19 protein-coding genes are annotated in these 18,920 nt (G+C 46.7%); 12 read left to right on the top strand and 7 right to left on the bottom strand.

The window, feature by feature from the left end:
* Nucleotides 1-129 precede the first annotated feature (129 nt).
* The 3 genes from ACYUBO_RS02770 to ACYUBO_RS02760 all read left to right on the top strand — a co-directional run bounded on the left by ACYUBO_RS02770 (nucleotide 130) and on the right by ACYUBO_RS02760 (nucleotide 4,326).
* A complete protein-coding gene (locus tag ACYUBO_RS02770) occupies nucleotides 130-2,655 on the top strand; it encodes a DEAD/DEAH box helicase (RefSeq protein WP_460372185.1) in 2,526 nt (841 codons plus the stop codon).
* Between the two features lie 115 nt (nucleotides 2,656-2,770).
* Nucleotides 2,771-3,928: a DUF8808 domain-containing protein gene (locus ACYUBO_RS02765; protein WP_460372183.1), complete on the top strand. Its 1,158-nt coding sequence runs from the start codon at nucleotides 2,771-2,773 to the stop codon at nucleotides 3,926-3,928.
* On the top strand, nucleotides 3,916-4,326 hold the full coding sequence (locus tag ACYUBO_RS02760; protein WP_460372182.1) for an HIT family protein: 411 nt from the start codon (nucleotides 3,916-3,918) through the stop codon (nucleotides 4,324-4,326). Before ACYUBO_RS02765 ends, ACYUBO_RS02760 begins: the two co-directional genes overlap by 13 nt.
* A 78-nt stretch (nucleotides 4,327-4,404) precedes the next feature.
* Here ACYUBO_RS02760 and ACYUBO_RS02755 read toward each other — a convergent pair whose 3' ends face one another.
* The 3 genes from ACYUBO_RS02755 to ACYUBO_RS02745 are packed head-to-tail and all read right to left on the bottom strand — an operon-like array spanning nucleotide 4,405 to nucleotide 6,147.
* Nucleotides 4,405-5,616 carry an ISL3 family transposase gene (locus ACYUBO_RS02755; protein ID WP_460372181.1) on the bottom strand — a complete coding sequence of 404 codons (1,212 nt, stop codon included), beginning with the start codon at nucleotides 5,614-5,616 and terminating at the stop codon, nucleotides 4,405-4,407.
* 37 nt (nucleotides 5,617-5,653) lie between these two features.
* Complete coding sequence (locus tag ACYUBO_RS02750; protein WP_460372179.1) at nucleotides 5,654-5,926, bottom strand: type II toxin-antitoxin system HicA family toxin; 273 nt, start codon at nucleotides 5,924-5,926, stop codon at nucleotides 5,654-5,656.
* Nucleotides 5,923-6,147: a hypothetical protein gene (locus ACYUBO_RS02745; RefSeq protein WP_246496093.1), complete on the bottom strand. Its 225-nt coding sequence runs from the start codon at nucleotides 6,145-6,147 to the stop codon at nucleotides 5,923-5,925. Before ACYUBO_RS02745 ends, ACYUBO_RS02750 begins: the two co-directional genes overlap by 4 nt.
* Before the next feature lie 537 nt (nucleotides 6,148-6,684).
* Between ACYUBO_RS02745 and ACYUBO_RS02740 the strand changes: the two genes are divergently transcribed.
* Both ACYUBO_RS02740 and ACYUBO_RS02735 read left to right on the top strand, forming a co-directional pair.
* Entirely contained in the window at nucleotides 6,685-7,569 is an 885-nt protein-coding gene (locus tag ACYUBO_RS02740) for a hypothetical protein (RefSeq protein ID WP_460372177.1), read from the top strand.
* Nucleotides 7,556-8,335 carry a hypothetical protein gene (locus ACYUBO_RS02735; RefSeq protein WP_460372175.1) on the top strand — a complete coding sequence of 260 codons (780 nt, stop codon included), beginning with the start codon at nucleotides 7,556-7,558 and terminating at the stop codon, nucleotides 8,333-8,335. Before ACYUBO_RS02740 ends, ACYUBO_RS02735 begins: the two co-directional genes overlap by 14 nt.
* 116 nt (nucleotides 8,336-8,451) lie before the next feature.
* On the opposite strand, the gene ACYUBO_RS02730 is transcribed toward ACYUBO_RS02735, so the two are convergent.
* Entirely contained in the window at nucleotides 8,452-8,745 is a 294-nt protein-coding gene (locus ACYUBO_RS02730; protein ID WP_460372173.1) for a PIN domain-containing protein, read from the bottom strand.
* Complete coding sequence (locus tag ACYUBO_RS02725) at nucleotides 8,726-8,986, bottom strand: UPF0175 family protein (RefSeq protein ID WP_460372171.1); 261 nt, start codon at nucleotides 8,984-8,986, stop codon at nucleotides 8,726-8,728. The genes ACYUBO_RS02730 and ACYUBO_RS02725 overlap by 20 nt, the downstream gene beginning before the upstream one ends.
* 166 nt (nucleotides 8,987-9,152) lie before the next feature.
* On the opposite strand from ACYUBO_RS02725, the gene ACYUBO_RS02720 reads away from it, so the two are divergent.
* The 3 genes from ACYUBO_RS02720 to ACYUBO_RS02710 all read left to right on the top strand — a co-directional run bounded on the left by ACYUBO_RS02720 (nucleotide 9,153) and on the right by ACYUBO_RS02710 (nucleotide 10,440).
* Nucleotides 9,153-9,443, top strand: a complete 291-nt coding sequence (locus ACYUBO_RS02720; protein WP_460372169.1) for a nucleotidyltransferase family protein — start codon at nucleotides 9,153-9,155, stop codon at nucleotides 9,441-9,443.
* A 151-nt stretch (nucleotides 9,444-9,594) separates the two neighbouring features.
* Entirely contained in the window at nucleotides 9,595-9,804 is a 210-nt protein-coding gene (locus tag ACYUBO_RS02715; RefSeq protein WP_460372167.1) for a nucleotidyltransferase family protein, read from the top strand.
* A 351-nt stretch (nucleotides 9,805-10,155) separates the two neighbouring features.
* Nucleotides 10,156-10,440, top strand: a complete 285-nt coding sequence (locus tag ACYUBO_RS02710) for a hypothetical protein (protein WP_460372165.1) — start codon at nucleotides 10,156-10,158, stop codon at nucleotides 10,438-10,440.
* Nucleotides 10,441-10,627: 187 nt separating this feature from the next.
* Here ACYUBO_RS02710 and ACYUBO_RS02705 read toward each other — a convergent pair whose 3' ends face one another.
* Nucleotides 10,628-10,834, bottom strand: coding sequence for a hypothetical protein (locus ACYUBO_RS02705; RefSeq protein ID WP_460372163.1), 207 nt, complete (start codon nucleotides 10,832-10,834; stop codon nucleotides 10,628-10,630).
* A 394-nt stretch (nucleotides 10,835-11,228) separates the two neighbouring features.
* Here ACYUBO_RS02705 and ACYUBO_RS02700 point away from each other — a divergent pair, with 394 nt between their 5' ends.
* Complete coding sequence (locus ACYUBO_RS02700) at nucleotides 11,229-12,119, top strand: DUF6159 family protein (protein WP_460372161.1); 891 nt, start codon at nucleotides 11,229-11,231, stop codon at nucleotides 12,117-12,119.
* 545 nt (nucleotides 12,120-12,664) lie between these two features.
* Here ACYUBO_RS02700 and ACYUBO_RS02695 read toward each other — a convergent pair.
* Nucleotides 12,665-14,479 (bottom strand): dipeptidase, encoded by a 1,815-nt coding sequence (locus ACYUBO_RS02695; protein WP_460372159.1) that lies wholly within the window; start codon nucleotides 14,477-14,479, stop codon nucleotides 12,665-12,667.
* A 283-nt stretch (nucleotides 14,480-14,762) separates the two neighbouring features.
* On the opposite strand from ACYUBO_RS02695, the gene ACYUBO_RS02690 reads away from it, so the two are divergent.
* The 3 genes from ACYUBO_RS02690 (at nucleotide 14,763) to ACYUBO_RS02680 (ending at nucleotide 18,919) form a co-directional block, all read left to right on the top strand.
* A complete protein-coding gene (locus ACYUBO_RS02690) occupies nucleotides 14,763-17,819 on the top strand; it encodes an ATP-dependent helicase (protein WP_460372158.1) in 3,057 nt (1,018 codons plus the stop codon).
* A 157-nt stretch (nucleotides 17,820-17,976) separates the two neighbouring features.
* Nucleotides 17,977-18,609 (top strand): hypothetical protein, encoded by a 633-nt coding sequence (locus tag ACYUBO_RS02685; protein WP_460372157.1) that lies wholly within the window; start codon nucleotides 17,977-17,979, stop codon nucleotides 18,607-18,609.
* A 172-nt stretch (nucleotides 18,610-18,781) separates the two neighbouring features.
* Nucleotides 18,782-18,919 (top strand): rubredoxin, encoded by a 138-nt coding sequence (locus ACYUBO_RS02680; protein WP_460372155.1) that lies wholly within the window; start codon nucleotides 18,782-18,784, stop codon nucleotides 18,917-18,919.
* The last annotated feature ends 1 nt before the right edge of the window (nucleotide 18,920 follow it).

Below are 18,920 nucleotides of genomic sequence, written 5' to 3'. Positions count from 1 at the left end.
GATACTTGAGAGGAAGTGAGGGTTACTTACAGGAGAATGATTGGTAATAATGGGTACTATCATCATAATCAATTAACCACACAAAAATATTTATTAATATAATCACCATTTCACAATCAGGTTTTAATAATGGTTGATTTTAAAAAACTGAAGGGCGGAAAAGTACAATCATTGGATTCAAACCCTATAAAAATATTTGAAAAATTAGACAAAACGGTGGGAAAAGAATATTTATGGCCACCCCAAGAATACATTTTAACAGAGTGGTATCAAAAACACCGCGAAAATATTGATACGATAATAAAATTACCTACAGGATATGGGAAAACTCTAATCGGATTATTGAGTTTATTATCCTCGCTAAAAGAGGGAAAAGGTCCTGCATTATATCTATGCCCCAATACCTATTTAGTTAATCAAACAATTCAGCAAGCAAAATTATTTGGTATAAAAACTGTAGAACCTTTACCTACTCGTGAATTACCTCGTGAATTTAAGAATTCAGAGGCAATATTAGTTACAACTTGTAATAAATTATTCAATGGCTTATCAAAATTTGGATTTGCTGATTCTCGCTCTGATATTACTGAAATAGGTGCGTTAGTAATGGATGATGCACATAAATGCCTTGATATTATTCGAGAATCATTTTCAATAAACATAGATAGGGATGATGAAATATATAAAAAGATATTTAATTTATTTTTTGAAACTCTAAAACAACAGGAACCTGGAACTGTAAACGATATTCTATGTAAACACGATGATTGTATGATTTGTGTACCTTATTGGCACTGGTATGATCAAAAGGACGCTGTTCTAAAGATATTAAGTGATAATCAAAACAATGATAACATTAAATTTTCTTGGAATTTAATAAAGAATAACCTTGATGTATGTAACTGTTATTTTTCAGGGAGAAGAATGGAAATTTCTCCACGCCTAGTACCTATTGATTTAATTCCATCATTTTCTGATTGCAAACGTCGAATTTTTCTTTCGGCAACATTAACAGATGATGCTTTTTTGATCAAGGATTTAGGAATAGATCCGAATCGTGTACTGTCACCGCTCGTCTATGATAAAGAACATTTTAATGGGGAGAGACTAATTTTAATTCCATCATTAATTGACATCCATCTTGAAAGGAAAGAAATAATATCTTGGCTGGAAAAATTAGTTAAAAATTATGGATATTTTGGAATTATCACTATTGTTCCATCTTTTAACCTTGCTAAAGATTGGGAAAAATCAGATTGTGTTCAAGTATCGAGCATAAAGGAAACAATTGAAGAATTAAATTTGCAGATTAAACAAAGAAAAGCTAAGCAGATAAAAATTTTAGTAAATCAATATGATGGAATCGATTTGCCAGATGATACATGTAGAATCTTATGTTTTGATTCTCTTCCATCTTATTCAAATTTATCTGATAGGTACATTCAGTTAACACGCCCAAATTCACCATTAATTAGACAAATGCTCGCACAGAAAATTGAGCAAGGAATTGGACGTTCAATCAGAGGCAAAAGTGATTATTCAATTGTAATAATAATTGGGACAAAATTGACAGATTTCTTATCAGTTCATAGCAAAAGAGTAGATTTCTCCCAGGAAACACAACAGCAAATAGTAATTGGAGAAGAACTGGCTATGAATATGAGAAGCGAAGGTAACGTCTTCGAAGTGATGGAAAAATTAATATCACAATTTTTAGAAAGAGATGAAGATTGGAAGGATTATTATAAAGATAAGATGTCTGACATTAAATCCACAAGTATATCAAATAAAAATATAAGTCGTTTTCTTTTAGAGATGGAATCAGAAAAAGCCTTTAAAATGGGAAAGGATTCAAAAGCAGCCATTTCCATCCAAAAACTCATCGATAATGCCAGTGACGAAAGGGAAAAAGGCTGGTATTTACAACTCAAGGCAACCTATCAATATCGACAAAGTCCATCTGATTCAAAAAAGGCTCAAATGAAAGCTTTTGAGTTAAATAATAAATTATTTAGGCCAGAAATGGAAGTAACTTATCAAAAATCTACAGCATCATCTCATAATCGTGCCAAGGAAATATTAGATTTAATCAGTAGGTATGATGATAAAACAGAGTTAATGTATTTTATCAAGTCAATCACGAATATGTTACATTTTAACCAGTCATCTGAGATATTTGAAGAGAATATATGTAAGTTGGGCTATATTCTCGGTTTTGATTCAAAAAGACCAGAAAAACAAACTGGAAAAGGTCCAGATAATCTGTGGCGAGTTGATAATAATCAGTATTGGATAATAGAATGTAAAAATAAGGTTGAGAATGAGCGAAAAATAGCAAAACGTGAAGCAGGTCAATTACATGAAGCTATTGATTGGTTTAAGGCGACATTTGATAATGGAAAAGTTGGAGTCCCAATATTAATCCATCCAAATCATTTATTAGGAGACCAAGCTTTTTTTTCAGTGGAATATTGGGTCATGAAAGATGAACATTTAACTAAAATAAAGAACAATATTGAAAAATTTTATTTTTCACTGAAAGACTATTCAAATGATAATCTCACAACTGAAATAATAAATCAAAAATTAGTAGAATTTGATATTAATTTAGAGAAATTAAAAAACATTTATACAACAAGAGGAGAAATAAAATAAAATATGCACAGTATAACTATTTACCCTTATACAAAACTTGCCGGTTAAAAAACACACGAGCATTAATGAAGCGAAAAACCTATCCCCCTTCCCCCCAACCTCCCTTCTAACCACAATGGATCTAGCCGCATACCAGAAGATAAACAACATCATCGAACGCGACAGTGCAGATGCGACTTACAAATATGCCCTGCTCCGTGGTGTCATCGAAGTCTGCCAGCAGTACGGCCATCTCCGTCAGGATGATACCGGGAATGATCGGGTCTGGTTCCCTCTCGGCCTTCTTGTTGAGAAGTGGATACTCTATTACTATCCGATCTTCGCTGCCCCGGCCTTCATCCCGCAGAAGAACGGGGAGAAGCCGGATACCGAGCCGGGGAACAAAGTGGCGTTTCGAAAATACTTCACCCCGATTATCGATTATTATCGGGATCGGGGCGGTTTCTCGGTCTTCTATAATGACTATTCACGTGGGTTGATACCCGGAGAAATACAACCGGCATTCCGGACCCTTGTGAAGGAGATTCGAAACACTATCACCATTATGCCGATGAAACATCTCGGCTTCTCACAATCAAAGGAGCATTACTCGATTTTTCAATATACAAAACCCCTGCCCCGTCTGCCATCACAGGGAGAGATAGACCGGGGTTATCTCATCGAACACGGAGGCTCATTCTCGCTATCCAGTGATCTCGCGACAATCTTTGAGTATTTCGGGAGCTTCATCTCAGGGGAGGAGTGCATCCTGAAGAAATGGGCAGCATTTACCGCATCAGCAGATAAAACAAAGACAATCACCGAAGAGGCGATGCTCTCCCTCCTCGGAACGACACCGACGACCGAGCGGGCACTTGCCGATGCACGGGCGATCTACAGCTCGGTCATCGACCGGAAAGGATCGATCAGCTGTGCCTGGTCGGGAAAGGCCATCTCCTCATCTGGTGCAATGCATGTCGATCATCTCCTGCCTTTCTCCATCTGGAAGAATAATGATCTCTGGAACCTGCTTCCAGCAACAGGGTCAGTCAATAATAAGAAGAGTAACCGGATACCTGATCCAGAATTCCTCAGATCACGAAAAGAACCGATCATCGGGTACTGGGATCTCCTTCACGATCACTGGCCTCACCGTTTCGAGCGTGAGATCGAAGTTTCTCTCCTCGGGATGGACGCTCCGGGAAGCGACTGGCAGGATCACGCCTTCACCCAGCTCACCGAAAAAACCACCTACCTCATCACCATCAGAGGATATGAACCATGGTCGATCTGAACAATACCCAAAAAGCCCAGGACGAAGACACCACCTGCCCCTTCTGCACCCCCGCCCCCTCCTCCCTCATCCTCGCAAACGATCTCGCCTACGCCCGGTATGACCTCTATCCGGTGAGCCCCGGCCACCTGCTGCTCATCCCCTTCCGGCATGTGGCCTCGTACTTTCTCGCAACCGAGGCTGAGCAGGCCGCCCTTCTGGCTCTCGTCCATGATGCCCGTCGGCTGCTCGACGAGCTCTATGCCCCCGACGGCTACAATATCGGGGTGAACATCGGGGCGGCGGCCGGGCAGAGCGTGATGCACCTGCATGTCCATGTGATTCCGAGGTATGTAGGGGATATGGATGATCCGAAAGGCGGGGTGAGAGGGGTGATCCCGGGGAAGAGGGGGTATTGAGAGGAGAGGAGATATGAGGGAGCATGGAGATCCAGCCATGCACATCTTCAAGGATAAAAAAGTTGCCTCTTCGCTATTTCATGTGGGTAGTTTGAAATCCAGCTTCCCCAGTTTCAAGTAGATTGTGGCCATCAGATACTTCGTTGATCGATATCCCCTTGCAGCTGTTTTTGCTGACTGAATCAAGCTATTTAACCCCTCCAAAAGACCGTTCGTTACGCGATATCTGAAATAATTCACAATACCATTCCAGTGACTCTTCAACGTTTTTGCAACCTTAATCATCGGGTCTAACTTACTGTGGGTTGCCCAGAAATACCAACGTTTGAAGTAGGCTTCTGCAGATTCCTGACTATCAAGTGACCAAAGCATTTGAAGCGAGAGTTTCAGATTATAGGCTCGTGATGTCTTGAGATTCATATCTTTTAAAGAACCAAGCTGTTTTTGTTGTTTTACAGTCAGATTATGCGGATTCTTCAGCCAGATGTATCTGGTCTTCTTCAATGCTTTATTGGTCCCTTGTTCTTCACGTCGTACGTCATCCAAGCCACTGTTCACCAACTTCATGATATGGAATTTATCGTAGATTATTGCAGAATTCGGGAAATTCGTTCGTATTCCCTTGATATAGGCAGGTGACATGTCACAACAGATGCTCTCAATCATTTCAGGATCACCATGATGAGCAACAAAGTCCAGGTAAAATGATGTGAGAGCATCTGAACTCCGACCTTCACACACATGGATGATCTTTGATTGGTCAAGATCCGCAACTACAGTGATGTACTTATGACCTTTTGCACTGGACTTATCATCAATTCCAATGGATACTATATCAGAGAAATCCTCGTCCTTTCGAGCTTCTTGAACATAATAGTGGATAACACGCCATATTCGTGTATCATGTTCATCGATCAGTTCAGCAACGTTTGCAACAGGCATATCCTCAGCCATGAGCAGGATCATCGCATCCATCAGAAGCGTAAAGCCACTCTGCTTCCTGGCCCAGGGAACGTGTACCTGGTGGACTCCACACGATTCACAGATCACTCGAGGTACGCGGCAATGGAGATACGTCTTGTTTTGAAAGAAGTTGAGATGACGCCAGATCTTTTCATTGGTATCATGAACCGGCTTTCCTCCGGAACCACACTTAGGACAGTCGAATTTTGAACCGGTGACAAAGTCTATCCAGATATCCAATCTTCGTTCATTTTTGTCAAATTCCACCCGTTTGACCATCCATGGTTCCTGAATATTCAGAGCCAGAGTGAACAGTTCCTCGTGCATGATTCAAACCCCGATTAGCAAATTGTTGAATCAAACCCTATTTAAAACCCACACTGATTAGCGAAGAGCCAAAAAGTTCCTCTACAAGTTTGCTGATTGGAATCTGCAAATGATCAGCGACGTTTTTGAGTATTTTTCGAAACGTTCCAATATGTATCGGATCATGAAGTGGAACGGTAATTGTGTGAGGTTTTCCATTCGCTATCATTTTGAGTTTTGCATGACTCCCTGTCTGGTGAACAAGCCTGTACCCTTTTACAGAAAGCAGCTGTATTAATTCAGTGCCACTGACATTCCGAGGAGTTTTCATACGACAATTAACTCATCCTTAACCTGATGGAGCCTGATAATACGGGGTCGTTCATCCTCCTCAAAATGGCAGGATACGGCATCATGAACCATTGCCTTCAATTCTTCGTAATTGTCGGCCTGAGTAAAGATAGAGTGGCCAAGTGAGTGAGCCTCATACCCTCCCTCCGGGGATTCCTCGACAATGAATATGATTTCCTTTTCTCTGTACATTGCCTTCAACAAGTTATAGTCTGTATTCCATCGTTAAGAAAGTATCACCTCTCCATGTCAATACCGGTTTACATCTGCATGTGATTCCGCGGTATGTTGGGGATATGGAGGAGCCGAAGGGCGGGGTGAGAGGGGTGATCCCGGGGAAGAGGGGGTATTGAGGGAACTGGATCAGTTTTTGATGGACAGAACATTTCCCTTATCATCATTAACGAATGACACAGATCAGCCCATCTATGGGGATGAAATAACAGGTACAAGGTATTCCTGTAGCCCGATTGATCTTTTACATACCATCGCACACCATTCACCCTAATTATCACTGATACCTTTATAAAATAATCACTAAAATGCGATACTATCAACAAGGTCGATTATCACTGATACATTTATATAGGTATCGCATTATAGTGATAATACACCATCATGATAACCAGCAATGAGAATCAGATTCTCGAACATATTAAGCGTACACTGGGAATTAGTGATAACGCATCCATTATATGGGATGTTTTGGTTTTGGAGGGTGTCCCGTTTCGAGTCGATATGGTTATCGATGATTCTTCAAAAAAATACATCATAGAAATCACGTCAAGGCTCTCCATCGATACCATCGGACGCCAGCTTATCCTGAAAAACCTTCTGGGCTCGACAGAATTCAATAAAAAAACTATAGAATTTATCATCGCAAGCAAGCTGATACCTTCAGAGATCGAGAAGATCGCCAAATCCTGCGATATCCGGATCATTACGTTACCATACCGGGCAAAGATCAACAACAAAAATGAAAAATCAGATGTACGCCGTATCGAAAAGATCAGCTCAGAAAAGTCCTGGAGGATCGTTACCACACTCCTCACCATGAAGGAGACCTCCATCCGGCAGCTCGCCATGAAAGCGAATGTCTCGTACGGGTGGGCTCATGCAACCGTGAAGAGCCTGATTGCAAAGGGCATTGTCATTGAAAACAACCATATCCAACTCAATGATATTCCTAAACTGCTCAACGGCATCGCATGGGAACGCCCATTCGAGAAATTATATTATGACGAGAGAGTTCTCCCGGAGACTGATGCTACCTCGGCCGCACAGACGATCACTCATATGTGTGACTCGCAGGATGTCGATTGCGGGTTCACAGGTTTTACGGCAGGAGGAATCTATACACACTATGGATTCCGCCATGACTCGGTGTACATCTATATCCAGAAGGAAAAGATCGATCAGTTCCTCGATTCTTTTGAGGCCACGGATACACAGGGAATTAAGGTCAGGGTATACAAGCCGGATCGGGATGTCTTCTCTGACACACGTATAATCGAAGATATCCGGCTTGTTTCACCGGCACACACTCTGCTTGATCTGGCAGGGATGGGCTACAGTGGCCGTGACCTGACCTTACAACTCGTGGAAGACTATGCCCGCTTATGAAGTCACCCGTTCTCTGATCGAAGCCTCCTTAGCGGAGCTTGCAGAGATCTATCGTTGGGTCAATGGCCGGGAACGTCCGGAGAATCCCGTGCCGGTCCTGATTGGAGGATGGGCAGTGTACTGCTATAGTCCGTGGTATGGGTCAATCGATATCGATCTGGTTACAAATTCGAGAACAAGACAGCATCTCATGCGTCATCTGCTGGCGAGCCGGGAGTTCATCAGGAGACGTAATCCTCCGTTTCGCAACAGTATTGTAAAGGTCACCCCTCAAAAAGGCGAGATCATCATCGACTTCATTTCACAGGATGAGAGGAATTGTTTCGAGGGCCGGGATGAATCCTGCCCGATGACCCTCCTGAATGGCAGGACGATTCAAAAAGAGATCTCACCAGGAGCATCAGTCACCATACCAAAACGTTCGCTCCTGTTGCTCCTAAAAGTAAAAGCTGCATGGGATCGTGCATACAGGATACAGGAGCACACGTCAGACAACGAGGACTGGGAGAAAGGCAAGCTCCGGAAAGACCGGGCGGATATCCTATCCCTGATTGATCCTGACAATGGCGGAAAAGAACTCGATCTCATGTTTCTGGGTGAGATGATGCAGACATATCCGTTCCTTTTGGAAGTTCTCACAATAATCCCTGATGACCGGGATGCCCTCCAGATGTACGGGCATATGGATCGAGATGCTGCACAAAATGTGATTCTGGATGTTCTCAGCCTTATCAGGTACATGCCATCAAGTCATCCAGAGCAATAGGAGATAGCAATGTATACGCTCATTCCTTTTTGACCAGGGTATATAAAGAAAGGCTCATTCGTTTTTGCCCACCCATGACCAAACTCCTCCTCATACACATCGCGTTGAGGGGGGAATCAAGAGGTGTATTCCATGACGAATGTCAAAACGATACTTTCCGCTTCTCCTCGATGAAGATCATTCTCAAGAAGATGGAGGAGAGCTGTATTTTTAGGTTGAACCACAGATAAACAACCCTCTTTACGCAAGAGGCGGATTTCTGCAACACCCGGTCGATCATCTCCATCTTCTACAACTTCATTCCAGACTGCAGGAGGGATGATAACTGAAGAAAAACGTCGAAGAAGATCTATTCGACCAATCAATGAAAGATGGATAAGAGGTGATGAATTACTCATCACCCGAACCATAGGCGATATCCATTTCAAGATCTTCATCTGTATAATGACGCAGAACCTTCCGTAATCCGAGAAGCTCCTCCCATTGCCAGCGTTTCAGACCGGCAAGTCTGGCAGCCTTTCCTGAAGAGAGCACTCCCCTCATATAGAGAGCAATAGCAAGTTCCTCATAAAGGACGGACTCTACGCTATCAGGGGGAAGGCGAAGTGCAGATACAATCTCCTGTGGGATGGTGATCGTTATATCAGACATATCGCTCCTCGTTGATGAGAATTGGTTGATAAGAATTGGATAGAAACCGTATAATACTAACGGATGCTATCCGTTCCATTGCCGCCAGATCAAGATTGGATCTCCTCTGGCTACATGGCAATATGATTATCCTTTCGCCCGACAATATCAGGATCAAGTCGATACAATGAGCTTCTATAATGAAGTGATGAGGCAGAAGGAGGCGATCCAGCGACTGGCAGCAGCACGTGGAGCGGTGAATATCCGGCTCTTCGGCTCGGTAATCCGGGGAGAAGAGAACCCGGAAAGTGACCTTGATATCCTCGTTGATTTTAAACCAGGAACAAGCCTCCTTGATCATATTGCACTCATCCATGATCTTGAAGACCTCCTTGGACGAAAAGTAGATGTTCTGAGCGATAAAGGACTCCACTGGGCTGTCCGTGATCGGATTCTTCAGGAAGCTGTGCCGTTATGAACGATGATCCGGGTATAATGTCAATGGAAGCAAACAGGGAGATGCTGGGAAACCGGCAAAAGAACGATCCCATTATCCGTCAGCTTGAAGTAATTCTTCCCATCTTAAGAAACGTTTTGGCGTTGCAAGAATCGGATGCTTCGGCTCGGTAGTGCGAGGAGAAGATCACCCGGACAGTGATATCGATCTGCTGGTTGAATTTGCACCTGGAGAAGCAACCTTTCGTAACTTCATGGAGTTAGTCTATTTTCTCGAAGATCTCCTTGGCCGCAATGTGGACCTTGTCACCGAACAGGGATTAAGCAAATATCTTTGCCGTACTGTCGAAAAGGAGGTTGTCTGGTGTGGAGAGGGAGATTAAGGAGAGGAGAAAGAGGAGATCTCTGATCCAGCGGACATATGCCGCCATCCACATTCGATATTTCAGTCATTCATCCCCTGGAGGAAGAACCTGATGGAGCCTGATAATGCGGGGCCGTTCATCTTCCTCAAAATGGCAGCATACGGCATCATGAACCATTGCCTTCAATTCTTCGAAATTATCAGCCTGGGTAAAGATAGAGTGGCCAGGTGAGTGAGCCTCTACCCTCCCTCCGGGGATTCCCAGGCAATGAATAGGATTTCCTTTTCAATGTGCATTGCCTTCAACAGATGTAGATTGTGTATTCCATCATGAAGAAAATATCATATCTGCATGCCAATGTGTGCCCATGTGTTCACGAATCAGAAACAATCAGTTTCTGAAGTGGAAACATTTTTTTCGAAGAGCGAATACAATCGTGTTCTCTATCTTCTCGTACCCGAATATGCACCGGATCTCGAGATGATGGCGGCAAAGATTGAGAAGGCAATCTCTGAGGAAGTGGGAGTTGAAACCCATATCCTCATCCTGACATCCAACCGATTATCAGACCTCAGGGAGACAGACACCCCATTCTATTTTAGCCTTTTAAGGACAGGCTATACGCTCAAAGGGGAGTCAATCGAAGAGTATTGAATATCGAACCGAACAAGTAACCGAACAAGTAACCGAACAAGTAAAGAATCACGGGCCTTGTTGCAGCCCTGGTTGGGGCCTGAGTTACGGCCCGGGTTGAGACAAGAGAGACAAGCGAATCTCCACGTGCCACCATGGGCATCTTTCGAAAAATCCTGAAATCTCAAGTAAAACAGCGTCTTAAGGATTAGACCTTCTTCCTCTGGTTCTCCCTCTCAAGCAATCGTTGATTCAAAGCTTCAGTATCGTCATGAGGCCACTCATGCCGCTCTTTTGTATAATCCCCACTTCCAGACTCATAACTCTGAATAAAGCGAGCCATATCAACAGGTCCAAGAGCTTTGCTCAGTGCGCAAATTCCCTCTTTCCGGATCTCACTGATTGTTTTCTTCATCTGACATCCCTATGATCCATATGAGCATATGTTGCTGTTTTCGCTCATTTAATTTTGATCCACCCGGATCATCGAAAAGTGATCCACCCCTCCACCATGCAAAACATTCCCGTCAGTAGCAGGGCAGATGGATGGAACATCCAGCTTTGTGTAGCATTAGAAATATCTGGTTTGATGAAGGAGCTGGAAAGAAAGAGTTGAAGGGCGAGATTGGAAAAGGGGGATCAATTTGGATCGGCGCACCGATATAAAGGGGGGATCAAAAGGAATCGGCGAAAACAGACCGATCCCGCACTCTATATTCTATCGATGGGGGGAGGTTATTCGAAGTTCTTCCAGGTGAATCAGCTATTCTTCCAGATTTAATTTATATCCCAAGAGCAAACAGGAAAATATGTTTCAAAGAATTGCACGGGGATGGCATCTGTTTAAACAGACATTTTCCATTCTCTCAAGGGAGAAGAGTCTTGTATTCTATCCGATCATCTCAGGAATTATAATTCTGCTCATTCTCGGCCTGTTATTCATTCCTGCCCTGTTTATATTCAGTATAACCGGAATTGACCCTGATAAGATGGGAGTAACCGGATATGCACTCTGGATTCTGTTGCTCTTTGCTATATTTTTAGTTACGGCATTTGTATCGTCATTCTTCAAAGCCGGAATTGTGTATAATGCAACAGAAGTGATAAAGGGCAATGATCCCGCATTCAAAGACGGGATCAGTGCAGCAATGCCAAAAATCGTTTCACTATTTACCTGGGCATTCATTGCGGCAACAGTCGGTCTTATTTTAAGCCTTCTGCGTGAATCCGACAATCCTCTTGGCAGAATTCTCACCGAAATTGTGGTCGGAATTGCCGCTGCTGCCTGGAATCTTGTCACCTTCTTTGTAATTCCGGTTATATTATTTGAAGATCTTGGTGCAGTTGCTTCTATAAAGGAATCCTGGGGCCTGTTTAAGCAGACATGGAGCGAGACGGTCATTGCCGGTTTTTCATTTGTGGTTGTTATGATCCCGGCATTTCTGCTTATGGCCGGTACCTTCTTCTCGGCTATCTTCCTCCCCTTTGAGGTATTCGGAGGCATGCTTATACTGACTATCATCGTCTTTGCAGTCTCTGTCATTCTCATATCCGCACTTCAGGGTATCCTCGTTGCTCTTCTGTATCATTATGCAAAGACCGGCGAGATCTCACCGCTTGTTGACAGGGATCTCATCGAAAGCGCCTTTGTTGAGAAGAAAGGCAGCACTAAGGGTACATTCACCAGCGGAAATATCTGATAACCCCGATAAAAATCATTTTTTTCAATTATCCGAAAAGAGGCTGTGAAGTAGTTGGGAATGTAACGGGCAACAAAACCGAACTGATCAAAGGGAAGATTGAACAGGTCGAAGGAAAAGTCCGGGAAGAAGTTGGGAAAGTGAAGAGAAAGCTTCAATATTAAAAAGAGCCTCCTCGCTATTTTTTGTGGGTAATTTGAAGCAGGTGCGGCGCGGGTATCGGGGGGCGGGTTCGCGAGGGAGCAGGATGACAGAGCTGATAAACCCTTGCTCAAGAGAGCTACCTGAAAGGCGATTCGAAGAATCGGGCGTTTATCTGCTCTGGCAGCCCCGAAGCATTCCCGCCCCTCCCGTGCTGTATCTGCGGCCACCCGTTCAACCTCCCTGCGAAGCACTTGCGGACGGGTCCGGGGCGGTGGGGAACGCCTGATAACCAGATATTGACTCATAACCTATTTGAAACCCACACGAATCAGCGAATAGCCTGAAAAGAGAGGGTCCCGGTGTGGCTACCACATCAGGAACCATGAAGATACAGGCGGCTCTCACAACAACTTTATAATTCCATCAAAAGGCATCTCCTTTGAGACAATAACCCGCGTGCCGGTATAGGTGAGATCCGGAGTGTCCATGAGCTCTTTATACTGGTAGATTCTTGGTCCGTACTGATATCCGGTATCATTGTACCACCAGTCCGGGTACCCGGGCTCTTCCACCGCTTCGGTCTCTGGATCTGTCAAAAGACCATTTGAATATTTCACGATCATTGTTGCTGTCAGGCTCTTCCAGCTCTTTATGATGGCATCACCCCGCTCCACCGTCAGATTGGTCATGACAGCCGTTGCACCGGCAGTATCACCGGCAGTAAGACGATCAACTGCCTGCTCATCGGCCTCCATCAGGAGCCGTAATGATTCTGCCTCAAGACTCTGCTGTTCTTCCTGTATATCCACAATCATCATGTTATACGCAAGACCCGCCCAGTTCGTCAGGAGACAGAATGTCCAGTATGCGGTATCCGGATTATATATGATACGGCTGCCGCTTGTATACGAGGAAGAGAGGTTATCAGATCGTGCATAGATTGGCGTATACACCGTCTCATAGGGCACTGCCGGCCCAAACCAGAGCACGCCGGCCACCTCTTCGGGGAGATCCGGACGGATCATCGTGATATAACTGTAACTACAGAAGATCTCAGAGATTGCCCTCGGATAGGCTCCCGCACGAACTTCAAGTGTGGTTTCATTCTGGAAGTTCGTATGGGCATCTTCAGGCCCAAGCACACGGTATGGATTTCCAAACGGCCCTGCCGCCAGTCCCGCGGTCCTGTCAAACTCTGTTCCCTCGTAATGATCCCGGAACAGGTTCAGAGCGGTACTGAAATTCACCTTCTCATCGGGAACAAATGAGAATGGATACTCCCTCGTATACGTATCCTCAACATACGGGCTGAGTTTGAGGGACGGAGCGAGGGTGTCCTGGATCCTCCAGACCCGCATCAGTGAGTAGTAGGGATGCGAATATTCGCCATAGCTGACCGTTTCAAGCCAGTCAAGCGGACCATCTGATGGCGACCACCAGCCTGCACGCTCTGCAACAGAGAAGAGGTTATCCGAGTAGTGCATGTCAGGTGTCCCGGGTGAGACATCCCGGATCCTGAATGTATTTGCAGCAACAAAGACCTCTCCATCCTTTACTTTCTGCGCAACCCAGAGCCCTCCATCGCCGTCCGGGTTCCCGCACATCTCAATCACCCAGATCTCCCCTGCATCTGCAAAGATGAGGGTCTCGCCGGTGCCATAGTATCCATACCGGTCAATCAGATCTCCAACAAGGAGTACTGCCTCCTCTGCACCAGTACATCGCTCAAGAGCAACATTTGAGAGTTCTGAAGAGTAGAAGAGTCTCCTGTTCTCTTCAGCCTGGGGTTCGTATTTTGCATAATCTGTGCATTCGGCACTCATCAGGTTCTGATCATTGATCATCCCATATGAGCCGGTGTAATAGCCATAGGTCGAGGGAACCTGATCGATATAGCCAAGAACAGGATTCGATGACGAACCCTGCTTACTTCCTGCAGCATCAGATCCACTGTTTGGATCAAAGAAGACCGGCCGCTTGTCACCGGGCTGGTGCGTTGCCGGGGGGATATAGGTCACAAAGATGTCATCCATCTCTCTCCAGTCCATCCCGACACCATCATTCGTATGGCCAAGATACACTGTGCCATCTTCAGATGCTCCGGGTGTTATTCCAAAGATTGTGCATCCCGAAACAGTTGCCGGGATAACAAGAGCGATGAGAAGAAGAAGTGATAAAAAAAGTCTGAGATCTACATTTTTTAATGGATTTTGCATGGGGAGAGGTATTCTTAATCGCTTAAAAAAGTTTCTAATTACCCAAATCGGTTTTTCCTGTGAACATGTATGGCCAATAGAATAGCCACCCGGAGAAGAGAGCAGTCCGGGTGAACCAGACATATGGGAGATGATATGCATGGTTCTGCCATCAGTCTCAATCTCTTCGGACTCATATTCACAGATGATCTTTTTCTCCGGATAGCCCTTACCTCTCCACCGCTTAAAAATCCCCTGATCCCCCGCCATCTTTTTCCTGCCAGAGACCAATCATACGATCAGTATGCCCCTCAATCCCTCACAGGAGAAAGCCGTCACCGGCAGCGGCTTCCAGCTCGTGCTCGCCGGCCCCGGGTCTGGCAAGACCAAGGTGATCGTCGAGAAGATCCTTCACCTGCTTGACCGGGGAGTCTCCCCCACACATATCCTTGCCCTCACCTTCTCGGAAAAAGCGGCAGCCGAGATGAGCGAGCGGATCGAAACACTGCGGCCGCACCAGGATATCGGGATCCATACCTTCCACTCCTTCTGCCTTGAGATGCTCCGGGAGAATATGCTCACAAGCGGGATCTCAATCGCAAACGGGATCATCAGCCGGACCAATGTGCTCGTCTGGGGTCTGCGGAATATCGATTCATTTGGTTTTGAGTATATCCGGATCGGAAACAACTCTTCAGACATCATCACCGCGATCGTCGATGGTATCAGCGCATTCCGTGACGAGCTGATCACGCCTGCGATGCTTGATGAGTACCTGAAGAGAAAACAACAGACAGAAGTCACGGAAGAGGAGCGGGATTATCAGAACAAGCTCACTGACCTGCTGAAGGTCTACAGGGCTTATGAGCAGTACAAGCAGGACGAGCATCTCATCGACTTCGATGACATGATATTTCTGGCAGTCAGCCTGCTCCGGAACAATCCGGGCATACGAAGCCTCTACCAGAGACGCTTCCCCTACATCCTCGTCGATGAATTCCAGGATACGAACTTCGCCCAGCTCGAGCTCGTCAAGCTCCTTGCAGGCGATCACCTCTGTGTGGTCGGGGACGACGACCAGACCATCTACCGGTTCAGGGGAGCATACCTGACAAACATCCTGGACTTTAGGGAGTGGGCGAAGGAACATGCGGAAGTCCTGCTGGACGAGAACTACAGAAACCCGCCGGCAGTCCTTCAGCTTGCCTTCCAGCTGATGCAGAGGGCGCCAAACCGGCAGCAGAAAGAACTCATCTCAAAGAAACCTGCAGGAGAGCCGGTTGTGGTCGCAGCCTGCGGAAACGAGGAGGGGGAAGGAGAGTTTGTTGCAACCGAGATCGAGCGGCTCGTGGGAAGCCCGCTCCCTCCACGGGGCGGCGAGCCGGCACGGCCGCTTAGGTACCGGGACTGTGCCATCCTCTGCCGGAGCAGGAAGGATGGCGCAAAGTTCCAGGCAGCCCTGAAACGGCATAACATCCCCTGCATCTACCAGGCCGATGTTGATTTCCTGCGTCTGCCGGTCATCCGTGACATGATCGCATACCTTTGGATCATCAACAACCCCCTGACAGCGGGCATCGCACTCAACCGGATCATGAAGCTCTGCTCCATCCCCGAGACCATTGTGCAGGCGATCAATACCGGGGCACGGAGGGGGTCAGGAGACGGGAGATCTGATCCGGAACCCGGAAACGACTTTGTGTACGAGACGATGCTGGATGCCCAATCAGTGACCCCCGGCTATGCCCAAAAGATCAGCGAGATCATCGGGATGCTCAGGCAGTTCATCGAGGAGAAGGAGAGGCAGACGCTCCCGGCACTCGTCCATAAGGTGATGATGCAGGCATCAGGGCTCTACCGGTCAGCCCTCAATGATGAGGCTGCATTGACCCGGCAGTACCTTGCCAGGTTCCTTGAGATCACGCAGGAGTATGACCAGATCACCCGTGATGCGACAATCGGCGGGTTCCTTGAGTACCTCCAGTACTTCTCAGGCTTCTCTGTGGAGATCGAGGAGCGTGAGGAGACCGACGCAGTCAGGATCCTCACCATCCATAAGAGCAAGGGAAAGGAGTTCCCGGTTGTCTTTGTCGTCGATCTCGCCCAGAGGAAGCTCCCGCTCAACTACCGGGAGAAACAGTTTGTGGTCCCACCGGATCTCGCCAAAGGGCTCCGGGCAGGCGAGGACGAGAAAGCACTCTTCATTCAGGAGGAGCGGCGGCTCCTCTTTGTCGCGATGACAAGAGCCGAGGAGCGGCTGTACCTCACCTATGCGAAATGGTATGGGAAGAACAAGCTGGAGACAAAGCCCTCAGCCTTCCTTGAAGAGCTGGCATTCCGTGAAAACCCGCTGATCAAGCTGGTCGAGCCGGCAGCGTTGAATATGGATCTCCCCTTCCCTGAGGAGACACCGGCCGGAGAAGCCCGGACCCGGCTCCAGGAGCAGGCGATCAGGGCGATTGCCGAGATGCGGCTTTCAACCGCCCTCCAGGATCTGATGACGCTCGAGAGGGTCCGGGGCTATTCCGAAGAGGGAAGAGAGGAGTTTGACCGCGACGCATTCGTGGCAGCCGCCTCGACCGAGACGCCGATCACCGAGATTATCAGGAGACCCCCGGAACAGGCAATGGTCCCGGAGACGATGGCGTTCTCGTACTCGAAGCTGCAACAATACAAAGACTGCCCGCTTCAGTTCAGGTTCAGGCATATCCTGAAGATTGCAGAGCCTCCCGGCCCTGCACCGGCAGCTGCAAAAGGCGTCGGTATCCATGCCGTCATCGAGAACCTCGACCCGGACCGTCCGGCAGATGAACAGATAGAGGAGCTGCTTGAGAAGCACTGGGCGCCTGAGCAGTTCGAGTCGAAGACGCAGGCAGAGCAGAATAAGGCATCAGCCCGCGACCTCCTCATGACCTATATGGAGTGGCAGGAGACGAACCCAAACACGATCATCGCGCCTGAGAAAGGGTTTGGCTTCACCTTCTGCGGCCGCGAGATACACGGGTATATCGACCGGATCGAGCAGACGCCGGACGGCGGCTATGTGGTGATCGACTTCAAGTCCGGAAAAACACCTTCAGGCATGACAAAGAAGAGTGTCCCTGAGAATATCCAGCTCAACCTCTACGCAATGGCGATCAGGGAGCTCTTTGGAGAACTGCCAAAACGGGCATCGCTCTTCTATCTTGCGGACAACCGGATCATCGACTACCTGCCAACCGAAGAGAGCATCAGGGCATTCACAGAGAATCTGAAGGAGATGCTCAACTCTATACAGACAGGCGACTTCCCGGCCCAACCGGATTATCAGCGGTGCCAGTGGTGCCCGTATGGGGCACTCTGCGATATGAAGGGCAATTAATACCCACCAACCGCCTATTCATGTTTTTTGACAATCATCTCAGCAACCTGCTGGCCTGAAAGGACAGCCATCGGCATCACCTCAACCGTTATCTCACCCCCCGAACCGGCAGACGATCCACCATTACGTTTATAAAATCTCCTGATTATTACTCACTATGAAATCTGGAAGATCCTGCCTTCTCCTGGCTCTTCTTACCGGAATCCTGATCATCTCGGCAGGATGCATGGCTGTGGATCCGCCTGCTTCCACCCAGAACAAAGACCTGGCCGGAACGCCTCTTCTCACTCCGGAGATGGCTCTTGTAATGAACCAGATGCAGGATAGCCAGAATAAAGGTGCAAACTGGGTATTCTCATACATTATCTCAGGAGATTCAGGGGATAAGACAAGATTCTATGAATCACGGGGATGTGTGGAGATCCTTGATGGCAGGATGCGGACCTTGATCGATGCATCCAAAGAGCCTCGAAGAGAGTATCTTTTGGGTGAATATGAGAAGGTTGATGAAAAGCAGAGAGCGATGATCCGATCTGCTGAACTTGTCCTTGAAGAGTACGATGACAATGCTGTTGTCTCAGAAACCACCCTCAGGAGATTCAATGAGGAGCTCTCTCTGATGAAATCCGCTTTTGATGAGTTCTTTCAGGCCACCTCAGACAAGGTTCTGAAGCAACCCGAATCGCATACGAAGGAATTCGTCATTGTCAGCCTTATGACCCGGCAGGAAGAGATGATTGGGTCGTTTGGAGATGCACCAGACTTCATCCCTCCTGATTATTCACAGTGATTGAGACGAAAAAAGCCTCAGATCCAACAATCCCCGGCAGATCAAGATCCATTGAGAGGCAGAGGGAACGTCCCGCCCCTGCCCCCGGGTTTCAAAACGGTGAATCGGACAGCCGTGATCAAAAACCTTATCCGCTTTTTCACCGATTGAGATAGCAAAGGAGGAATAGAGAATGAGCTCATGGAAATGCACAATCTGCGGACATATTCACAATGATGAGAAAGAATCAAAGAAATTCGAAGAACTCCCCGAGGACTGGGTATGCCCGGTCTGTGCAGCACGCAAAGCCCTCTTTGTGAAGAAGGAGTGAA

The organism is Methanocalculus sp. MC3, from assembly GCF_054767395.1.
Note: the sequence above shows the minus strand (reverse complement) of the source record. Positions and strands in the feature narration are given on the sequence as shown.

Bases quoted from the DNA above. Each gene is read 5' to 3' on its own strand.
- ACYUBO_RS02720 (WP_460372169.1), top strand. From the start codon at position 9,153: ATGAGCTTCTATAATGAAGTGATGAGGCAGAAGGAGGCGATCCAGCGA.
- ACYUBO_RS02735 (WP_460372175.1), top strand. From the start codon at position 7,556: ATGCCCGCTTATGAAGTCACCCGTTCTCTGATCGAAGCCTCCTTAGCG.
- ACYUBO_RS02725 (WP_460372171.1), bottom strand. From the start codon at position 8,986: ATGTCTGATATAACGATCACCATCCCACAGGAGATTGTATCTGCACTT.
- ACYUBO_RS02740 (WP_460372177.1), top strand. From the start codon at position 6,685: ATGGTTATCGATGATTCTTCAAAAAAATACATCATAGAAATCACGTCA.
- ACYUBO_RS02750 (WP_460372179.1), bottom strand. From the start codon at position 5,926: ATGAAAACTCCTCGGAATGTCAGTGGCACTGAATTAATACAGCTGCTT.
- ACYUBO_RS02765 (WP_460372183.1), top strand. From the start codon at position 2,771: ATGGATCTAGCCGCATACCAGAAGATAAACAACATCATCGAACGCGAC.
- ACYUBO_RS02730 (WP_460372173.1), bottom strand. From the start codon at position 8,745: ATGGTTCGGGTGATGAGTAATTCATCACCTCTTATCCATCTTTCATTG.
- ACYUBO_RS02770 (WP_460372185.1), top strand. From the start codon at position 130: ATGGTTGATTTTAAAAAACTGAAGGGCGGAAAAGTACAATCATTGGAT.
- ACYUBO_RS02760 (WP_460372182.1), top strand. From the start codon at position 3,916: ATGGTCGATCTGAACAATACCCAAAAAGCCCAGGACGAAGACACCACC.
- ACYUBO_RS02685 (WP_460372157.1), top strand. From the start codon at position 17,977: ATGAAATCTGGAAGATCCTGCCTTCTCCTGGCTCTTCTTACCGGAATC.
- ACYUBO_RS02700 (WP_460372161.1), top strand. From the start codon at position 11,229: ATGTTTCAAAGAATTGCACGGGGATGGCATCTGTTTAAACAGACATTT.
- ACYUBO_RS02755 (WP_460372181.1), bottom strand. From the start codon at position 5,616: ATGCACGAGGAACTGTTCACTCTGGCTCTGAATATTCAGGAACCATGG.
- ACYUBO_RS02690 (WP_460372158.1), top strand. From the start codon at position 14,763: ATGCCCCTCAATCCCTCACAGGAGAAAGCCGTCACCGGCAGCGGCTTC.
- ACYUBO_RS02680 (WP_460372155.1), top strand. From the start codon at position 18,782: ATGAGCTCATGGAAATGCACAATCTGCGGACATATTCACAATGATGAG.
- ACYUBO_RS02695 (WP_460372159.1), bottom strand. From the start codon at position 14,479: ATGCAAAATCCATTAAAAAATGTAGATCTCAGACTTTTTTTATCACTT.
- ACYUBO_RS02705 (WP_460372163.1), bottom strand. From the start codon at position 10,834: ATGAAGAAAACAATCAGTGAGATCCGGAAAGAGGGAATTTGCGCACTG.